The 14,885-nt window shown below is 45.3% G+C and carries 16 protein-coding genes; 10 read left to right on the top strand and 6 right to left on the bottom strand.

Annotated elements, in window-relative coordinates; all coding sequences use genetic code 11:
- Positions 1 to 142: 142 nt before the first annotated feature.
- The 10 genes from IPJ71_16345 to IPJ71_16300 all read left to right on the top strand — a co-directional run bounded on the left by IPJ71_16345 (position 143) and on the right by IPJ71_16300 (position 10,209).
- Positions 143 to 1,666, top strand: a complete 1,524-nt coding sequence (locus IPJ71_16345) for an Rne/Rng family ribonuclease (GenBank protein ID MBK7845227.1) — start codon at positions 143 to 145, stop codon at positions 1,664 to 1,666.
- A 153-nt stretch (positions 1,667 to 1,819) separates the two neighbouring features.
- Positions 1,820 to 2,434, top strand: coding sequence for a 50S ribosomal protein L21 (gene rplU / locus IPJ71_16340; GenBank protein MBK7845226.1), 615 nt, complete (start codon positions 1,820 to 1,822; stop codon positions 2,432 to 2,434).
- A 71-nt stretch (positions 2,435 to 2,505) separates the two neighbouring features.
- Entirely contained in the window at positions 2,506 to 2,766 is a 261-nt protein-coding gene (gene rpmA / locus IPJ71_16335) for a 50S ribosomal protein L27 (protein ID MBK7845225.1), read from the top strand.
- Positions 2,767 to 2,882: 116 nt separating this feature from the next.
- The gene (obgE, locus tag IPJ71_16330; protein MBK7845224.1) at positions 2,883 to 3,917 is read left to right on the top strand and encodes a GTPase ObgE; all 1,035 of its coding nucleotides are present in this window, start codon (positions 2,883 to 2,885) and stop codon (positions 3,915 to 3,917) included.
- The gene (gene nadD / locus IPJ71_16325) at positions 3,907 to 4,965 is read left to right on the top strand and encodes a nicotinate (nicotinamide) nucleotide adenylyltransferase (protein ID MBK7845223.1); all 1,059 of its coding nucleotides are present in this window, start codon (positions 3,907 to 3,909) and stop codon (positions 4,963 to 4,965) included. The genes obgE and nadD overlap by 11 nt, the downstream gene beginning before the upstream one ends.
- Positions 4,962 to 5,435, top strand: a complete 474-nt coding sequence (locus IPJ71_16320; protein MBK7845222.1) for a 23S rRNA (pseudouridine(1915)-N(3))-methyltransferase RlmH — start codon at positions 4,962 to 4,964, stop codon at positions 5,433 to 5,435. The genes nadD and IPJ71_16320 overlap by 4 nt, the downstream gene beginning before the upstream one ends.
- A gap of 320 nt (positions 5,436 to 5,755) precedes the next feature.
- Complete coding sequence (locus IPJ71_16315) at positions 5,756 to 6,190, top strand: hypothetical protein (protein ID MBK7845221.1); 435 nt, start codon at positions 5,756 to 5,758, stop codon at positions 6,188 to 6,190.
- Positions 6,191 to 6,334: 144 nt separating this feature from the next.
- Positions 6,335 to 7,264 (top strand): outer membrane lipoprotein carrier protein LolA, encoded by a 930-nt coding sequence (locus IPJ71_16310; protein MBK7845220.1) that lies wholly within the window; start codon positions 6,335 to 6,337, stop codon positions 7,262 to 7,264.
- Between the two features lie 11 nt (positions 7,265 to 7,275).
- The gene (gene rimO, locus IPJ71_16305; GenBank protein ID MBK7845219.1) at positions 7,276 to 8,670 is read left to right on the top strand and encodes a 30S ribosomal protein S12 methylthiotransferase RimO; all 1,395 of its coding nucleotides are present in this window, start codon (positions 7,276 to 7,278) and stop codon (positions 8,668 to 8,670) included.
- Between the two features lie 324 nt (positions 8,671 to 8,994).
- Positions 8,995 to 10,209, top strand: a complete 1,215-nt coding sequence (locus IPJ71_16300) for a hypothetical protein (GenBank protein MBK7845218.1) — start codon at positions 8,995 to 8,997, stop codon at positions 10,207 to 10,209.
- A 44-nt stretch (positions 10,210 to 10,253) separates the two neighbouring features.
- Here the strand turns inward: IPJ71_16300 and hpt are convergent, their stop codons facing one another.
- From hpt to IPJ71_16270, 6 genes are all read right to left on the bottom strand, one after another.
- Positions 10,254 to 10,769: a hypoxanthine phosphoribosyltransferase gene (hpt, locus tag IPJ71_16295; protein MBK7845217.1), complete on the bottom strand. Its 516-nt coding sequence runs from the start codon at positions 10,767 to 10,769 to the stop codon at positions 10,254 to 10,256.
- Between the two features lie 6 nt (positions 10,770 to 10,775).
- Positions 10,776 to 11,519, bottom strand: a complete 744-nt coding sequence (locus IPJ71_16290; protein ID MBK7845216.1) for a tetratricopeptide repeat protein — start codon at positions 11,517 to 11,519, stop codon at positions 10,776 to 10,778.
- On the bottom strand, positions 11,503 to 12,258 hold the full coding sequence (gene bamD / locus IPJ71_16285; protein MBK7845215.1) for an outer membrane protein assembly factor BamD: 756 nt from the start codon (positions 12,256 to 12,258) through the stop codon (positions 11,503 to 11,505). Before bamD ends, IPJ71_16290 begins: the two co-directional genes overlap by 17 nt.
- Before the next feature lie 110 nt (positions 12,259 to 12,368).
- Positions 12,369 to 13,430: an AI-2E family transporter gene (locus tag IPJ71_16280; protein MBK7845214.1), complete on the bottom strand. Its 1,062-nt coding sequence runs from the start codon at positions 13,428 to 13,430 to the stop codon at positions 12,369 to 12,371.
- On the bottom strand, positions 13,427 to 13,975 hold the full coding sequence (locus tag IPJ71_16275) for a cyclic nucleotide-binding domain-containing protein (protein ID MBK7845213.1): 549 nt from the start codon (positions 13,973 to 13,975) through the stop codon (positions 13,427 to 13,429). Before IPJ71_16275 ends, IPJ71_16280 begins: the two co-directional genes overlap by 4 nt.
- The gene (locus tag IPJ71_16270) at positions 13,969 to 14,784 is read right to left on the bottom strand and encodes a tetratricopeptide repeat protein (protein MBK7845212.1); all 816 of its coding nucleotides are present in this window, start codon (positions 14,782 to 14,784) and stop codon (positions 13,969 to 13,971) included. The genes IPJ71_16275 and IPJ71_16270 overlap by 7 nt, the downstream gene beginning before the upstream one ends.
- Positions 14,785 to 14,885 lie beyond the last annotated feature (101 nt).

The following is a 14,885-nucleotide window of genomic DNA, read 5'->3' as shown; positions in this document are numbered from 1 at the left end:
TTTCTGATTACTCACTGCATAAATTTGATTTATGGGGCTTGCCAGAGCACTGAATCAGAACGATGAGAGTCTAGCCCTTGAGCGTTTGCAAGTATGGAGTCATTCTCGATTTGAGAATCCTGGCCGTGGAAGGTGATTTGTTGTGAGTGCGGAGATTTTGATCAACGTGAGGCCAAACCAAACTCGAGTGGCCTACGTCGAAAATCGTGAGCTCGTCGATTTATATGTAGAACGGCGAACATCGCCAACCTTAGTAGGATCTATCTATTTAGGTCGAGTGATGAGAGTTCTGCCGGGAATGCAGGCGGCGTTCGTAGATATTGGTCTTGATAGGGCCGCATTTCTCTATGTTGGAGACGTTCAGATTGATCAGGCAGCTTTATTTGAAGACTCCACTGTTCAAGAGGGGCCTGAAAAGGCATCGAGAGACCTGGCAGATTCTGATACTGAGGAAAAAAGACATAGCGTCAATATTGGGGATCTTCTAAAGGAAGGAGAATCAATATTAGTGCAGGTCGCAAAAGATCCACTTGGCACCAAAGGCGCCAGGATTACCACTCATATTTCGCTTCCAGGACGCCACTTGGTGTACATGCCAACCATCATTCACTTAGGTATTTCTCGTCGAATTGAGGACCCCGGTGAGAGGGAGCGACTGCGACGTTTGGTGGAGGGAATCAGTCCTCAAGGGGGGGTAATTATAAGGACTGCGGGAGAGGGGGCTAGCGAGCAGAGTTTGCTGGCGGACATAGAATACCTCGACCGAATCTGGAAGGGGATCGAGAAGTCCTATCAGGGCGCGAAATTACCGGGGCTTATCCATTCGGAAATGGACGTTGAACTGCGAGCTCTTCGCGACATGCTCAATGAGAAAGTCAGTAAAGTTATTGTCGATGATATTCAGGCCTACAAAAGAGTTGAGGCCTTCGTTAGCCAATTCATGCCAAACTACAAGGACAAGATCGTCCATTATCAAACCAAGGAGCCCCTTTTCGATTTTTATGAAATCGATTTGGAGATTTCCCGTTCTTTAGGAAGAAAAATTTGGCTCAAATCTGGCGGCTACATTGTTATAGATGAGGCGGAAGCCCTGGTTGTAATCGACGTCAATACAGGTCGCTATGTCGGGAAAAAGGACTTGGAAGACACGATCTTAAAGACCAACATGGAGGCTGCAAAGGAAATTGCTCATCAACTTCGGATTCGTAATTGTGGGGGAATTATCATTGTTGATTTTATTGATATGGAGAGAATGGCTCATCGAGAAAAACTGGTGCAGTTTTTTGAAGGGGAGCTGAAGAAAGATCGCGCCCGAACGACGATTTCATCTATGTCAGAGCTAGGCCTTGTCGAGATGACTCGGAAGCGGATTAGACCTTCCTTGGTATCCACGCTCTGCCAATCTTGCCCTTATTGTGAAGGCAACGGGTACATTAAGAAGAGGGATACAGTAACTAACGAGATATTCACGGCATTGGAACGTGAGTCGCTACGTGGAGGTTCGCGAACAGCAACCGTGGTTCACTGTCATGGCGAAATTGCGGACTGGGCCTACGGTGAGGATCAGGAAACACTTGAATTTATGGAGAAAAGACTTGGGCACTCCGTTGTTTTTAAGGTCGAGCCAAGTTACCATATTGAACAGTTCGAAATTTCTTCATACTAGAATCTGGCTTGCCCCGGTGGACTTGTCGAGATGATTGACCCAGGGCTTAATGAGCGGGTCTAACTGCGGTTTAATAATTGAATTAATTGACAGATCTTTTGCAGCGTGGCAGATACTCCAGACTCATGACTTTGGCTTCGGAGGTATTTTATCATGTACGCGATTATTCGCACGGGCGGCAAGCAGTATAAAGTTCAAGCAGGAGACACGCTTCGTGTTGAAAAACTTGAGAGAGAATTAGGTTCTGAATTTGATCTGAGTGAGGTTTTGGTTGTCGGTGGGGAGAAGACCTATGTTGGCGAGCCCATAGTTAAGGGCGCATTTGTGACAGTAGTAGTCACCCGTCAAGAAAAGGCACCAAAGGTAATTGTCTTCAAAAAGAAGCGCCGCCAGGGCTATCGCCGTATGCGTGGGCATCGTCAGCTGTACACTGAGCTTTTTGTCAAATCTATTACAACGCCCGAAGGTCAAACAGATGGTGTGGTAGGTGATAAATCAGCTCAGGTCCATGATCCCGCAAAAAAAGCTGCGCAATTGGCTAAATCTCAGGAATTGCGTCAGGCTAGAAAAGAAAGCGGTCCAAAGGGAAAACAGGCTAAGGCTGCAACGAAGAAGGTGGAGTTGGCGTCGTCTGCTGCCGTGACGAAAAAGAAGGTTCGCAAAAAGGCAGCTGGCAAGGCGAAAAAGATCGTAAAAAAGGGCAAAGTCGCAAAAAAAGCGGCCACGAAAGTGGGTGCGAAAAAGAAGCAGGTGAAGAAAAAGTCCTAGAGGGGACTTTGTCCAGTTGAAGAGAGAGTTTTTTTGATTATGTTGATTATATTTTAACCGAGGTTTGCTCAATGGCATCGAAGAAGGCGGCGGGTAGTACTAGAAACGGTCGAGAATCGCACAGTAAGAGATTGGGAGTGAAACGATTTGGCGGTGAATTTGTTCGTCCAGGTACGATTATATTGCGCCAGCGTGGAACTCAGTTTTTTCTTGGCAACAATGTTAAAATGGGTCGTGATTTTACAATTTTTGCTTTGATTGAGGGCTTGGTGAAATTTGAACGTCTTTCCAAGACCCGCAGTAAAGTGAGTGTGTACCCCAAAGCGGCATAGCTAGCCGTTTTGGAGTCAGTCTGGATCGAATAAGTAACCTTAATTCCTAAGAGAACTCCTTCACTAGCTCCAGAATAGGTTGTGGGGTTCGGGTCCTTTTTTGCCGATAGGCTTTTATGAAATTTATAGATGAAGTATTGATCGTCGTGGCCTCTGGCAAAGGAGGGCCCGGTTGTGTGAGCTTTCGTAAGGAATCCATGATTCCCAGAGGAGGCCCAGACGGCGGAGATGGGGGAGATGGCGGAAATGTCATTATTCGAGTCAATCAGCACTTGAATAGCCTCCTTGACCTTCATCATCGTAAACTTTTGCAAGCGGCCAACGGTGAGCCGGGTCTCCGTCAAAATATGAGTGGAAAACGCGGTACAGATCTGATCGTCAACGTTCCAAAAGGGACTATTGTAAAGGACGAAGAGGGCAAGATATTGGCTGATCTTGGCACTCTTGATGAGTTTGTTATCCTAGAGGGCGGGTTAGGTGGAAAGGGCAACACTTTCTATAAGAGCTCCGTCAATCAGGCCCCTTCAGTTGCACAAAAGGGACTTCCAGGTGCTCAGAAACTGATTAAACTAGAACTAAAGCTTCTTGCAGATGTTGGAATTATCGGATTCCCAAATGCTGGTAAATCAACACTGATCTCTGCTATTTCTGCAGCGAAGCCAAAGATTGCTGAATACCCATTCACGACTCTTTCTCCGAACCTAGGGGTTGTCAGATATGGGGAAGACAGAAGTTATGTCGCGGCCGATATTCCTGGATTGGTCGTAGGGGCCCACCTTGGGCATGGTCTGGGAACTCAGTTCTTGCGACACATTCAGCGCACGCAGGTGTTCATTCATCTTGTTGATATAAGTGAAATGAGTCAGCGCGATCCGATCCAAGATTTTTTAGATATCAATAATGAACTGAGAGAATATGACAAACTTCATGAGAAAGAAGATGGATTCATTCCGCTCTCTTCACGACCTCAGATTTTAGCCTTGAATAAATCGGACGTCGTCACCCAGGAGCAATTGAATGAGCTTCAGGTTAGATTTAAAGGCCTCGGGGTTAATCCGATGGTCATTTCAGCAGCGACTCGACACAACTTAAAAGAGTTGGTTTATGCGGCCGGTAGCTGGGTTTTTAAGGAGAGATCACATGAACAGTAAATCCGTTGGAGTTTTTGGAGGAACGTTTAATCCATTTCATATGGGACATCTTAATTGTGCTGTGACCCTTGTTGAAGAACTGGGCCTGGATGAAATACGTATCATTCCTTCTTATCAGAGTCCTGATCGAAACCCAATTGAGGGGCCTAATGCTGAGGATCGATTGGAAATGGTTGGTTTGGCCATCAAGCCGTACTCTCCATTCTTGGTATTAGATGATCGCGAGATTCGTCGCGGCGGCCTCAGTTATACAGTGGATACAATTCAAGATATTTTGTCAGAGAATCCCGGAACAAATCTTTTTTTGATCATTGGTTCTGATCAATTTGAGAAATTTGATCATTGGCGTAATTTTGAAGAAATTTTGGAACAGGTGAATGTGGTCGTGGCGAATCGTCCGGGGTATGAATTCCCAAAGTTGAGAGAGGATTTTCCGCCCGGTTTACGCAGCAAAGTAAAGAGCTTCGATGGCAAGATAGCCACCTTAACCTCTGGTCGGAGTATTGAGTTTCATGAAATTAAGGACGTTGATGTTTCGGGAAGCGAGATTCGTCGGCGTCTCCGAGCAAAAGAACCTTTGGTGGGATTGGTACCTGAGCAAGTAGAGAATCTTATTATCGATAGAGGTTGGTACAAGGATCTTCATAGCCGTATCAGCGACTATCGAAGTTTTACTTTAGAAGTCGGTAGGATTTTAAATGAGAAAAATGCTGTCAACGTTGTGGGATTTGATCTTGGTTCCCACCATCACTTAGCTGATTTTGTGGTTGTCGCCTCAGGCAGCAACACCCGTCAAACAGTGGCCATAGCGGATTATTTGTCTAAAAAGGTTCGCGAGAAATTTGGCATTTGGCCACAGAATATTGAGGGAAGATCTGAGGGGCGATGGGTGATTTTGGATTATGGTGCTCTCATCGTTCATATCTTTTATGATTTTGTTAGAGGCGAATATCGTATTGAGGACCTTTGGCGAGATAAAAAGTCCTTAGATTTTTTAGATCCTCATATTAAATTTCGCAAGGCGAAAGGAGATACTCCTTCGGCATGAAGGGTCTATTTCTCCATGTTCAAACAAGTCGTGACCTCTGGTTTGATGAGGCTTTGGACCTCTATCTCACCAAGCTTAATCATTTTTTTAGTTTTGAGGTGAAGAGGATACAGTCGGATTCCTCCTCTCGGATGGACTGTTCTCAAAAAGTAAAATCTGAAGATAAATTGATTCTATCTTCCATCAAGTCGACTGATCTCGTGTTGGCATTTGACGAAAAAGGCCGCACTTTTGTTGATTCACGGGCGTTCTCTGCATTCTTAGTTAAAAAAATTGAAATGGGAAAGCCTCGCATTGTTTTTGTGGTCGGGGGGGCCTTCGGATTGGGAGCTGGTTTGCGGGAAAGAACAAGCGATTTGCTCAGCTTGGGACCACTCACTCTTAATCATCATCTCGCCATGATTGTCGCTATGGAGCAAATTTATCGGGGTCTTACCATATGGAAGGGTATCCCCTATCACAATGATTAGATGATTTAATTCGAAAGAGAGACGACTCTGAGTTCTATTTCGGAGGTTTGCGCCGTCGTTAGGACAGGAATTGATCTACACGGGGGTCGCGTAAATGCAGACCTCCTGCCACAATGAATCTTATTTTTCGTCTTTTGAGAAGTTGCGCTATTTGTGGCATGCCAGAACCGGTAAACGCAGGGATTTGCAAGTTTTGCCTCCGAAAAATGAGGCTCACCATCAATGATTTGTCCTGCGGGCGGAGTCCCTTGAAGGGACTAGATACCTTGGCATTGTGGGATTGGGGCTTGAAAAATGATCAAACGATCAGGCGCCTAGTGATGAGCTTGAAAGGAGGAGGCGGCCTAGATGTATTTAGGAAGGAATTGGTTCAATGGCTCATCGCCCGTTCAAATTGGAACCCTGGAGAATCCGCAAAGGACTGGGTGGTCATTCCGGCCCCACCGCGTATAGATGGCCAAATGGATCACGCAGTCAAATTGGCAAAAGAGATCGCTCTGAGCCTAGGAGTTCCTTTATCCCAGCAGCTGAAACGAGGAGGGAGTGTCGGGGTCGTTCACCATCAGCTTCATCGACAAGATCGACATCGCTCTGCAAAGGCCAATCTCCACTTGCGGGAGGGGAGCAAGACCTATAGCAGAGTCATATTTGTTGACGATGTCATCACGACGGGGGCCACTGCCAATAGGGCCAGAGCCCTTCTGGAATATCCGGAGGACTTTCAAGTTTGGGCGCTCGCGAGGCGGTTGGAGTGAACTCTACCGAGTATCAGGAGAGCTTGAAAAACCTTGAACTGGACCTTTCATCCTCTCCAATTTGTTGTTAAAAGCATCCAACGAGTCGGCGGATTCGCCAAGTTGTGAGATATCTAAGGAAAAAGCCTGAGAGGAAGCCGCATCATGAGATTCATTGTATTGATTTTAAGCCTGATATCAGCTGCGTCCTGCATGAGTGCTCCTGAAACTAAGCCTGTCCAGGATGAAATGTGGGATGAGATCGAATCGACCTCTCCTTCCGAAAGAGTAGATTTAAATGCTGGGGAAGGTTCGGCAAAAATTTTGCCGGGGATTAGCGATAAAAAGAAGGAGCCTGAGAAGGAAATTGAGGAACCAAGTCGAGGGAGCAAAAAGGCAGCTAAGCCCTCAAAAGGGATTAAAAATAAACATCATCAGGTTGGAGAAAAAAAGAGAGAATCCAAAATCTTGAAAGCTTCTAAGAAGAGCGCTCAGGTGGCGCCCGAGATTGATGAAATCAAGGCCGTGGTCGGAAAGTACAAAGAGTCTCAAGCCGTTGGCATGAAGGTTGAAAAGAAAATACACCTTGCTTTGTTGGATGAAACAAAGACAGGGCGGGGGCGGCTCTGGTTTTCAAGAGGACGCCTTAAGGTACAAATTGATAAGCCGGAGGGATCTTTGTTGGTCGTGGACAATCACACAGTATGGCTCGAATCGAGCTTAACAGATGATCCTTCAGGTTTTGTGCAGGTGACAAAGATGAAGGCGTCACAGATCAGGAAATCAAATGCACTTTTGGCCATTTTATTTGGAGATGAGGCTGTATGGAGTAAATTCGAACTTGTCACTTCTCATCGTCAAGATGGGGATTTGCACATGGAGTTGAAACCTCAGTCTGGGGCCAAACTCTTGGATGTAACAAAGATAAGGATAGTGTTGAGAAAATCGCTATCAGAGATTGCAGAAATCACTTATTGGGATGAATTGGAAAATGAAACTAGCTACAAGTTTAGTGATGTGGATTTTGATATTAGCCTGTCTGCTAAGGATTTCAAATATACGCCTCCTCCGGACGCAGAGATATCTGAATTTTAAGAAAGGTAATCATGGAAACGGTGAATGAAGAAATCCAAGCGAAAAGAGTTCATTTTGTAAGTCTTGGGTGTCCTAAAAATTTGGTTGATACAGAAATCATGCTGGGCACTTTAAAGAAAGACGGTTTTGTCGTCGTTGAGAATCCTGAAGATGCCGAAACCATAATAGTGAATACCTGCGGGTTTATTGAAGAAGCAAAAAGGGAATCCATTTCGAAAATTCTTGAGCTGTCTGAATTAAAAAAGAGCGGACAACTATCGAGATTGGTCGTAGCAGGCTGCCTCACACAGCGCTACAAAGGCGAACTGGTAAAGGGATTGCCAGAGGCCGACTTATTTGTTGGTTCAGGAGAATTTCAAAATATTTCGACAATCATAAGGAATTCGGAGTTGGGATCAAAGCAAAAGACATTTTTCAATTTACCAACTTATCTGCAGGAAGAAAGCTCACCAAGGACTAATTCTCAACTCAGACATCGAGCGTATTTAAAAATTTCGGAGGGCTGCAAAAAGCGCTGTTCTTTCTGTGCCATCCCGTTGATTCGCGGAAATCTCCAGTCGAGAACGCTCAAATCAGTGGTCAGTGAGGCCAAACTGCTCGTTGCAGGGGGAGTCAGAGAGCTCATTGTGATCTCTCATGATTTTACAGATTATGGCTGGGATTTACGAAAAAATAACCCATCAGATGACGTGACCAATTCGACAAACCTTTTAAGAGCACTTTCTGATGAATCAGGAGCCGATTGGATCCGCGTTCTTTACATGTATCCGGATGGCATTAATACCGAGCTACTGCAGCTATTCAAAGAGAGAAAAAATTTGGTGAAGTATTTTGATATGCCTCTGCAGCACATAAACTCTGATGTGTTGAAGCGAATGAATCGGCGCATGACGCGCGAGCAAATTGAACATTCCTTGAACAGAATCAGACAAGAAATTCCAGAAGCTGTAATAAGAACTCAATTTATTGTTGGGTTTCCAGGTGAAACTGAAGTCGAATTTCAGGAGTTAAAGGAATTTGTTGCAAGTCAGAAGTTTGATCGAGTTGGGTGCTTCCCCTATTCTCGAGAGGAAGACACGAAAGCAGGTGAAATGAGCGACCAGATCGACGAAGCTACTAAACTGCGTCGGGTTGATGAGCTGATGGAGTTGCAAAGAGAAATCAGCCAAATCAAGCATCGGGCCTACATTGGAAAGACGATCAGAGTTTTGGTAGAGGGAATGAGTGAGGAAACTGAGCTTTTGCTTCAGGGTCGTCACTCTCAGCAAGCCCCTGATATTGATGGATTGACCTACATCAGTGCTGGTGAGGCAAAGCTTGGTGAGCTTGTGTCCGTTTTGATTACCGACTCTCACGATTACGATCTGGTGGGAGAAATCGTGAGCGACGAGAATCCTACTAAATAGTCGAGATTCTTGGGATAATCATTGACATCATTGGTCATATCTGGCCCGATGGAGATGGTTGCGGGGGAGGCGTCATGTTTTCGGGTAATTTAATTGTATTATTTGTATATACAGTCATCATTTTTTTCGTCGTTAACGCTTTGGTCAACTAGTGAGGTGTCAATTGACCGCTGTGTTTATCAATTGGGCAGTTCTGTAAATTCTGTCGAGGCCGCTGTTTTAAGTTGAGTGTTTTGCATTACTCGGCTAGCCACAAAACAGTACTTGTGGATTTAAACGGAACCAAAAGAGAAGTTAAGCTTGAGATTGTTTTGGCGGCTCCCGATGCTGATATTAATGATGTATATTTGCACTGCGCGTGTTGCCGCGGGCTTAGATTTTCCCTCCGCTTTTCGTCAAGCGAAGATTCTTGAAGTCGGTGATATGACTTTTTCCATTTCAGGAACTAGAACTGATTTTAGCTCCGAGTTTAATGATCGTGGCGCCAGAGTTAATGGTCACGATCTGGTTTTGCGGGAGCTGACATGGCGACAGTTTATTCAAGAGTCCCCAGAATCTGAGAGAGTTCAGCTTCGGGCCTTACAAGCGCAAAAGGGTAAGCTCGAAGATGATATCGCAATTATTGAGAAAATGTACTCAGTGGCCGAAAGGACCTTGATTCGTCCTTTCTGGGCATTTGGACTCTCGGATCAATGGACATTGGGAGCCAGATTGTCGATCGTGGCTGAAAATCGATTAGTTAGTCAAAAAACTGAATGGACGAGCAATGAAGAGACTCAATCTCGAGTTCTCGGCCGAAATCAATTTGTTTCAGGCATAGGTCCGTCGGCCCCGGGGGACGAAGAAGGAGGGCGACAACTCCTTGAAGGCTTGTCTTCTGGAGTTCGCTATCACATCGGAGATGTTGAAATTCTTGGTGCCTATTTGGTAAACCAAAGCCCAAACAGGTCTTGGGTTTTGAGGCATGCTTTGGTTCTTCCAACTTCGCCCCCCCTGGATCCCTATAGCATTGATCCCTTCATGACCAACGAGGGACAACTTGATCTTGGCCTAGATAGTCTCTGGCAGTGGTGGTGGGGTCCATATTGGAGTGCAACAGCCTCTCTTGGCTATCTTCTGCAATTGCCAGATGTGGTCGCAATGCGAGTGCCTGAGAAAGGGCGATTATTTGTAGATGGTGGGATCGACTCAGATGTTGTTAGAAATCCGGGGGATGAGGTGAGTGCGGAGCTGATTGTTTTTCGAAAGCTGAGCCCATCTTGGTTCATTCGTACGGGATTTGCCTTTTTCAGAAGGGAAGCAGACCATTTTTCGGGTCGTCGTTTTGAGGGCAGCCGATATGAGTTGCTTGGTGATCACACGGAAGCGAAAAGGCAGGAGGGGCGCTTTGGAATAACCTATGAGATGCAAGGCCTGCGTGAAATTTGGACACGCAGCCTACGCCTGCTGGGCGCTCATTTCGATGCCTATGTTCCTTTGTGGGGAGTAAATTCCTCCGCAAATTCTGTTTTTGAACTGGGAGTATCGTTTGCATATTGATTCTATTTCGAAGAAATGGATGAGCAGACCACTCAAAATAAGGATTATTGAGCGTAAATATATATGTCCCGGTAATTGCGTCCGAGATCTTCTGAATCCATCCCGTACCCAACGACAAATCGGTCATCTATGGTGCGACCCACGTAATCTGGTTTGATCGGCAACTCGCGTCTGGCCGGCTTATCCAAAAGTGCTACGATCTTTACCGACGCAGGACGAGAGGCAAGGAGGCGTTGCTCAAGAAAGCTGAGAGTGCGACCAGCATCTATTATCTCCTCAACGATCAAAACATGGCGACCAGTGATATCAATGTTAATATCCTTAACGATCTTAACACCTTTGCCTTTCGGTGATGTGAGGTGAACAAAGTCGATGGTTTGTGGCAAACGAATTTTTCTCATTAGGTCGGCGACAAAAAGGACCGACCCTCTGAGAGGGCAGATCATCACAAGCTCACTCTTCTCGTAGTCCGCCTCAATTTCTTCAGCCAGACGGCTAACCATTGCATCAATTTCTTGGGCTGTTATGAAAGGGATCATTCGCTCTCTAAGCTTTTTCATGGTTCCTCATCGACTTGCAAGGTCGGAATTGTTTGTGAGTTCAACGGATTGTGCTTGTCTCAGGAGTCGTGTTGCCTCTGAGTGACTAGGATCGCGTTGCAACACGGATTCCCATTGAGCAACGCCTTCAGGAACTTGTCCTGAATCGTAGTACAACTGACCCAGACGCACGCGCGCTGTGCTAAAAGCGGGAAAATCTCTGACTATAAGATTCAGTTCTTTTATAGCTCTTCCATAGTCCTCTAGTTTTACATAACATTCCGCAATCTTCATGGTGAGTTCAGCTTTTCGACTCGAAAGGCTAAGCGCCTTATAGTATTGGTCGAGACCTTCCTTGATGCGATTATATCGAAAATAGAGTTCGCCTAGTTCATCGTGCTTTATAGCTAATTTTTCATTTATATAGGGATCGGAATCTGCCCTATGGCGGTCAAGCATGGCCTGGGCTTCTTCAAATACCTTGCGTCCTTCCTCATATCGTCCGAGGTCATTTAAAATGATACTGAGACCAATTGATGCATCAGTGAAGGAAGGTTCGATTTCTAATGCTCTTCGAAAGGCACGAATTGCTTTATTAAATTTTCCCTGATCGTAGTAGATTGTGCCTAACATGTGAAATATGTCGGCGGATTTGGTTCCACGAAGGATGAGTTGATTGAGAATAGGTTCCGCGGCCGAATACTTATTTATTTTGAAATATTCTTTGGCCGTAACCAACAAATCATCATGGTCGCTATTTTGTAATGTCATTGCCCAATTCTCTCTCTATCTTCTGTGCTTCAGTGGAGTTTGAATGCTGGGAAACGAGCATTTTATAGTATTTGAGAAACTTGGAGTTATCCTTCAGATGATGGGCGCTAACTGATGCTCCGTAGAGAGCACGAGCCTCGTATCCCAGCGCAGGATATTTTTCAAGGAGGTCTTCAAATCGTCCCAAAGCACTTCCGTACTGATCGCGAATGAAATAAAAGTCAGCTACATAAAGCTCCTTATCGGCCAACATTTTTAAACACTTGATTTTATATTCCTTAGCTTTTGGGGCAAATTCTCCGCTGGAATAGTTTTGCACCGCTTCATCAAAATAGAGAATGGCTTTGTTCGCGATTGAAAGATCTCGATCAATCGTCTCGGGAAGTTGATAAAAGTAGCTAAGCGCCAACTGATAGGTCACGTAATCGGATCTGGGATGACGAGGATGGAAATCCTTGAACACCTGATAGGCCGTTTGCGCCTCAATGTAATTTTCGCGCTTAAAATGGATGTCCGCCACGCGCAGTTTGGCGTCCAAAGCCAATTTATTATATGGATGCTTATTTGCCACTTCTTGATACTGAGCAATGGCTTCCTCGTAGCGCTCGTCTTTTTCAAACTTCTGACCTATTTCATAGGCACCCTCGGGGGTATCCGAGCTGAGCTTATCGGCCGAAGAGCACCCAAAGATTATTCCAAGGAGAAGGATGGGCACCAAAGCCCCACTTTTTGCCATCATTGCGGCAGTCTAATGTTTTGGCCCATACGCAGTCAATAGTCTCAATCTGCGAGGCCTTGATTTCATCAGCTCGCTTCAGAATGAAGCCAAAAACTCGCACTTACAGTTAGTTAGCTGCGAAAACCTACGAGATGCACATAGACGCTCGTAACCGTCACTTTTAGGGCGCTTGCGACGGGGATAGAAATAATCATTCCTAAGACCCCCATGAGTTGGGCGCCAACAATGATGGCTAGGATCACGGTTACGGGATGCAGGTCAACTATCTTTGCTACGACCAAGGGAATGATGAAGAGCATGTCAACAAGCTGGGTAATCAGGTAAACCATAACGGTCAAAAAAAAGAAGAGAGATGATTCTCCATTGATCACTGCCATGACAATTGCGGGAACGGCTCCAATAAACGGACCGACGTAGGGTATCAAGTTTGTAAGCGCAGCAAATAACGCCAGTAAAGTGGCATACCTTGCCCCTATGGCGAACAAGCCAATCCACATCAATAGCGCAACAAAAATGGATTCCATGAGGCGAGCTCGTACAAATTGGCCAATCTGATCATTAACCTGAGAATAAAGGTTGAGAATCATTTCAAAAATATTGTTTGGAACCAATGACAAGATAATCTTTGAAAACCGCCTCCCGTCCTTGAGAAGAAAAAAAGTTAGAAATGGGGCCAATAGAAGGGTGGTGAATAGCTTCTGCAGAATGGAAGGAAGATCATCAAAAAGAGAACTCGTCCAGCTGGTCAGGGTGAGCTCGACTTTTTGGCTGATATCAATGTTAAAAAAGGTCCCAGAGAGCTTCGCAAATAGAGCCTCGCTATCCTTGATGAGATGGGCAATTCCCTCGATGTAAATTGAGATCTCTGCTTTAAAGCTAGTCATTTGATCAGAAATAAAGGGGAAAAGGGCAGCCAATACGACAGCAAGAGTCAGTGTCACTAGAGCGAAGATGAGAGTTACTGAAACGGTGCGATTGACTCCGCGGCGTTCAAGGCGATTCACCAAGGGACTGAGTAGATAGCTAAATACAAAGGCCAGAACAGTAGACAAAAGGAGGTTTTCGACAATAATCAAAACAAGGAAAACGAGGCCAACTGCCGCCAAAAAAAACAAAAGCCGCGTGATATTCTCTCTGCGAAGCTGAATCGAAGTTTTATTGGCAACCTTCATTGATCTGTCTGCTCATGGAAGGTCTGAATCTCTTGCCTCAATCGAGTCACCTTGTCAGATGTCTCCTTGAGGCGTCGCCCCAATACCTCACTCAACCGAAAAAGGATTTGAACGCCCGTGGACGGGTTCCTCTCGACGATCTCAATGAGATCTGGCTTAAAAAAACCAACGAGCTTGGTCTCTTCGCAAGCAAGAGCGGTAGCTGTACGCCGCCCCTTATCTTCGACGAGCGAAAGCTCTCCGAAAAAATCATCTGGACCGAGTCGGGTGATATGCACAGAAGAGACTTCGGGTTCAATTTGCTGCAGATCAGACACAAAAATATCAACGGAACCGCTCACCACGATATACATACCTATTCCCAGCTCTCCCTGTTTAAAAATCGATTCCCCGGCGTGGAAACTTCTCAGGTGAACAAGCTCTTTTAGAAAGTGCAATTCTCGGGGCGAAAGAGATTCAAACAAAAAATTGCGACTTAGGACTCGAACGATATCGTTCTGCTGCGCTGAACGTTTAAAAATATTGTCCCATAATGTGTTTACCATGGATTTTTTCCAGAGTGATGAAAGAGCACAGATTTTTCAGTCCAGCCGGTGAGGCCTCCCGGATAAGCGACCTGGACCCAGTCTCCAGCAACCTTTTTGACAATAACCTCGTGGCCTTCTAAAATTTCGAATAGGCTCGCATCATCACCACTCGGTCCGGAACGAATATCGATATGTCCTGAAATAACCGTTGCGCGAGGGGAAAAATAATCGAATGCTCGAAGAAGAGAAAGGGCAACAAAAACCAAAAACAACACAGAAGATAAAATGCCCAAATAGGGAGTTGGTGGCAGCGACAATTCCAATTTAAAGGCCTGACGTCTTTGGGCTAAGTATCGAATCAGAAAGATTCCTCCGAGAAGCAGCATAATTGCGGCCGCTGCCAAGGATTCATTCAATGAAAAATTTAAGACGACTTCTCTGCGCATAATTTCCCAGCTCGAAAGAGCGTCCGGCTGAATCGGTCCCTTTTCTTTTATTGCTGCAGCAATCGCCTTTTTGGCCAATGAAAAATTAGGATCAAAATATAATGCTTTGCGCCAAGCTCCTAAAGCTCGTCCATATTTGCCAAGTTGGTAGTCTGTTAGACCCAAGTTGTAGAGGACGAAGGTATTGTCTGGTGATTTTTCTAAAGACAGCAAGAACTGCTCTTGAGCTTTAGCTATATGGCCTTGTTGGTAACTTTGAATAGCGGCCTGATAGGACTCTAAACTGGAGAGATCCTTGTTAAATTCAGCTTCGCTTCCAAGAATAGTTCTTGGAGTCACCAAAAAAATCAGCAAAAAAATAACCCAATGATGTTGTCGCATGCTCGGCTATTTTAGAGAGAAGTGTGGAAGATGTCCATTGAGTCTTTGCTAATTTGCTGCATGGCTGTGTGCCATATCTTGCTGTTAAGCGGTGCTCACGA

The organism is Bdellovibrionales bacterium (assembly GCA_016714165.1).
In the GTDB taxonomy this organism is placed as follows: Bacteria; Bdellovibrionota; Bdellovibrionia; order Bdellovibrionales; family UBA1609; genus JADJVA01.
The sequence above is the reverse complement of the archived record's forward strand: the minus strand, read 5'-3'. Positions and strand labels throughout refer to the sequence as shown.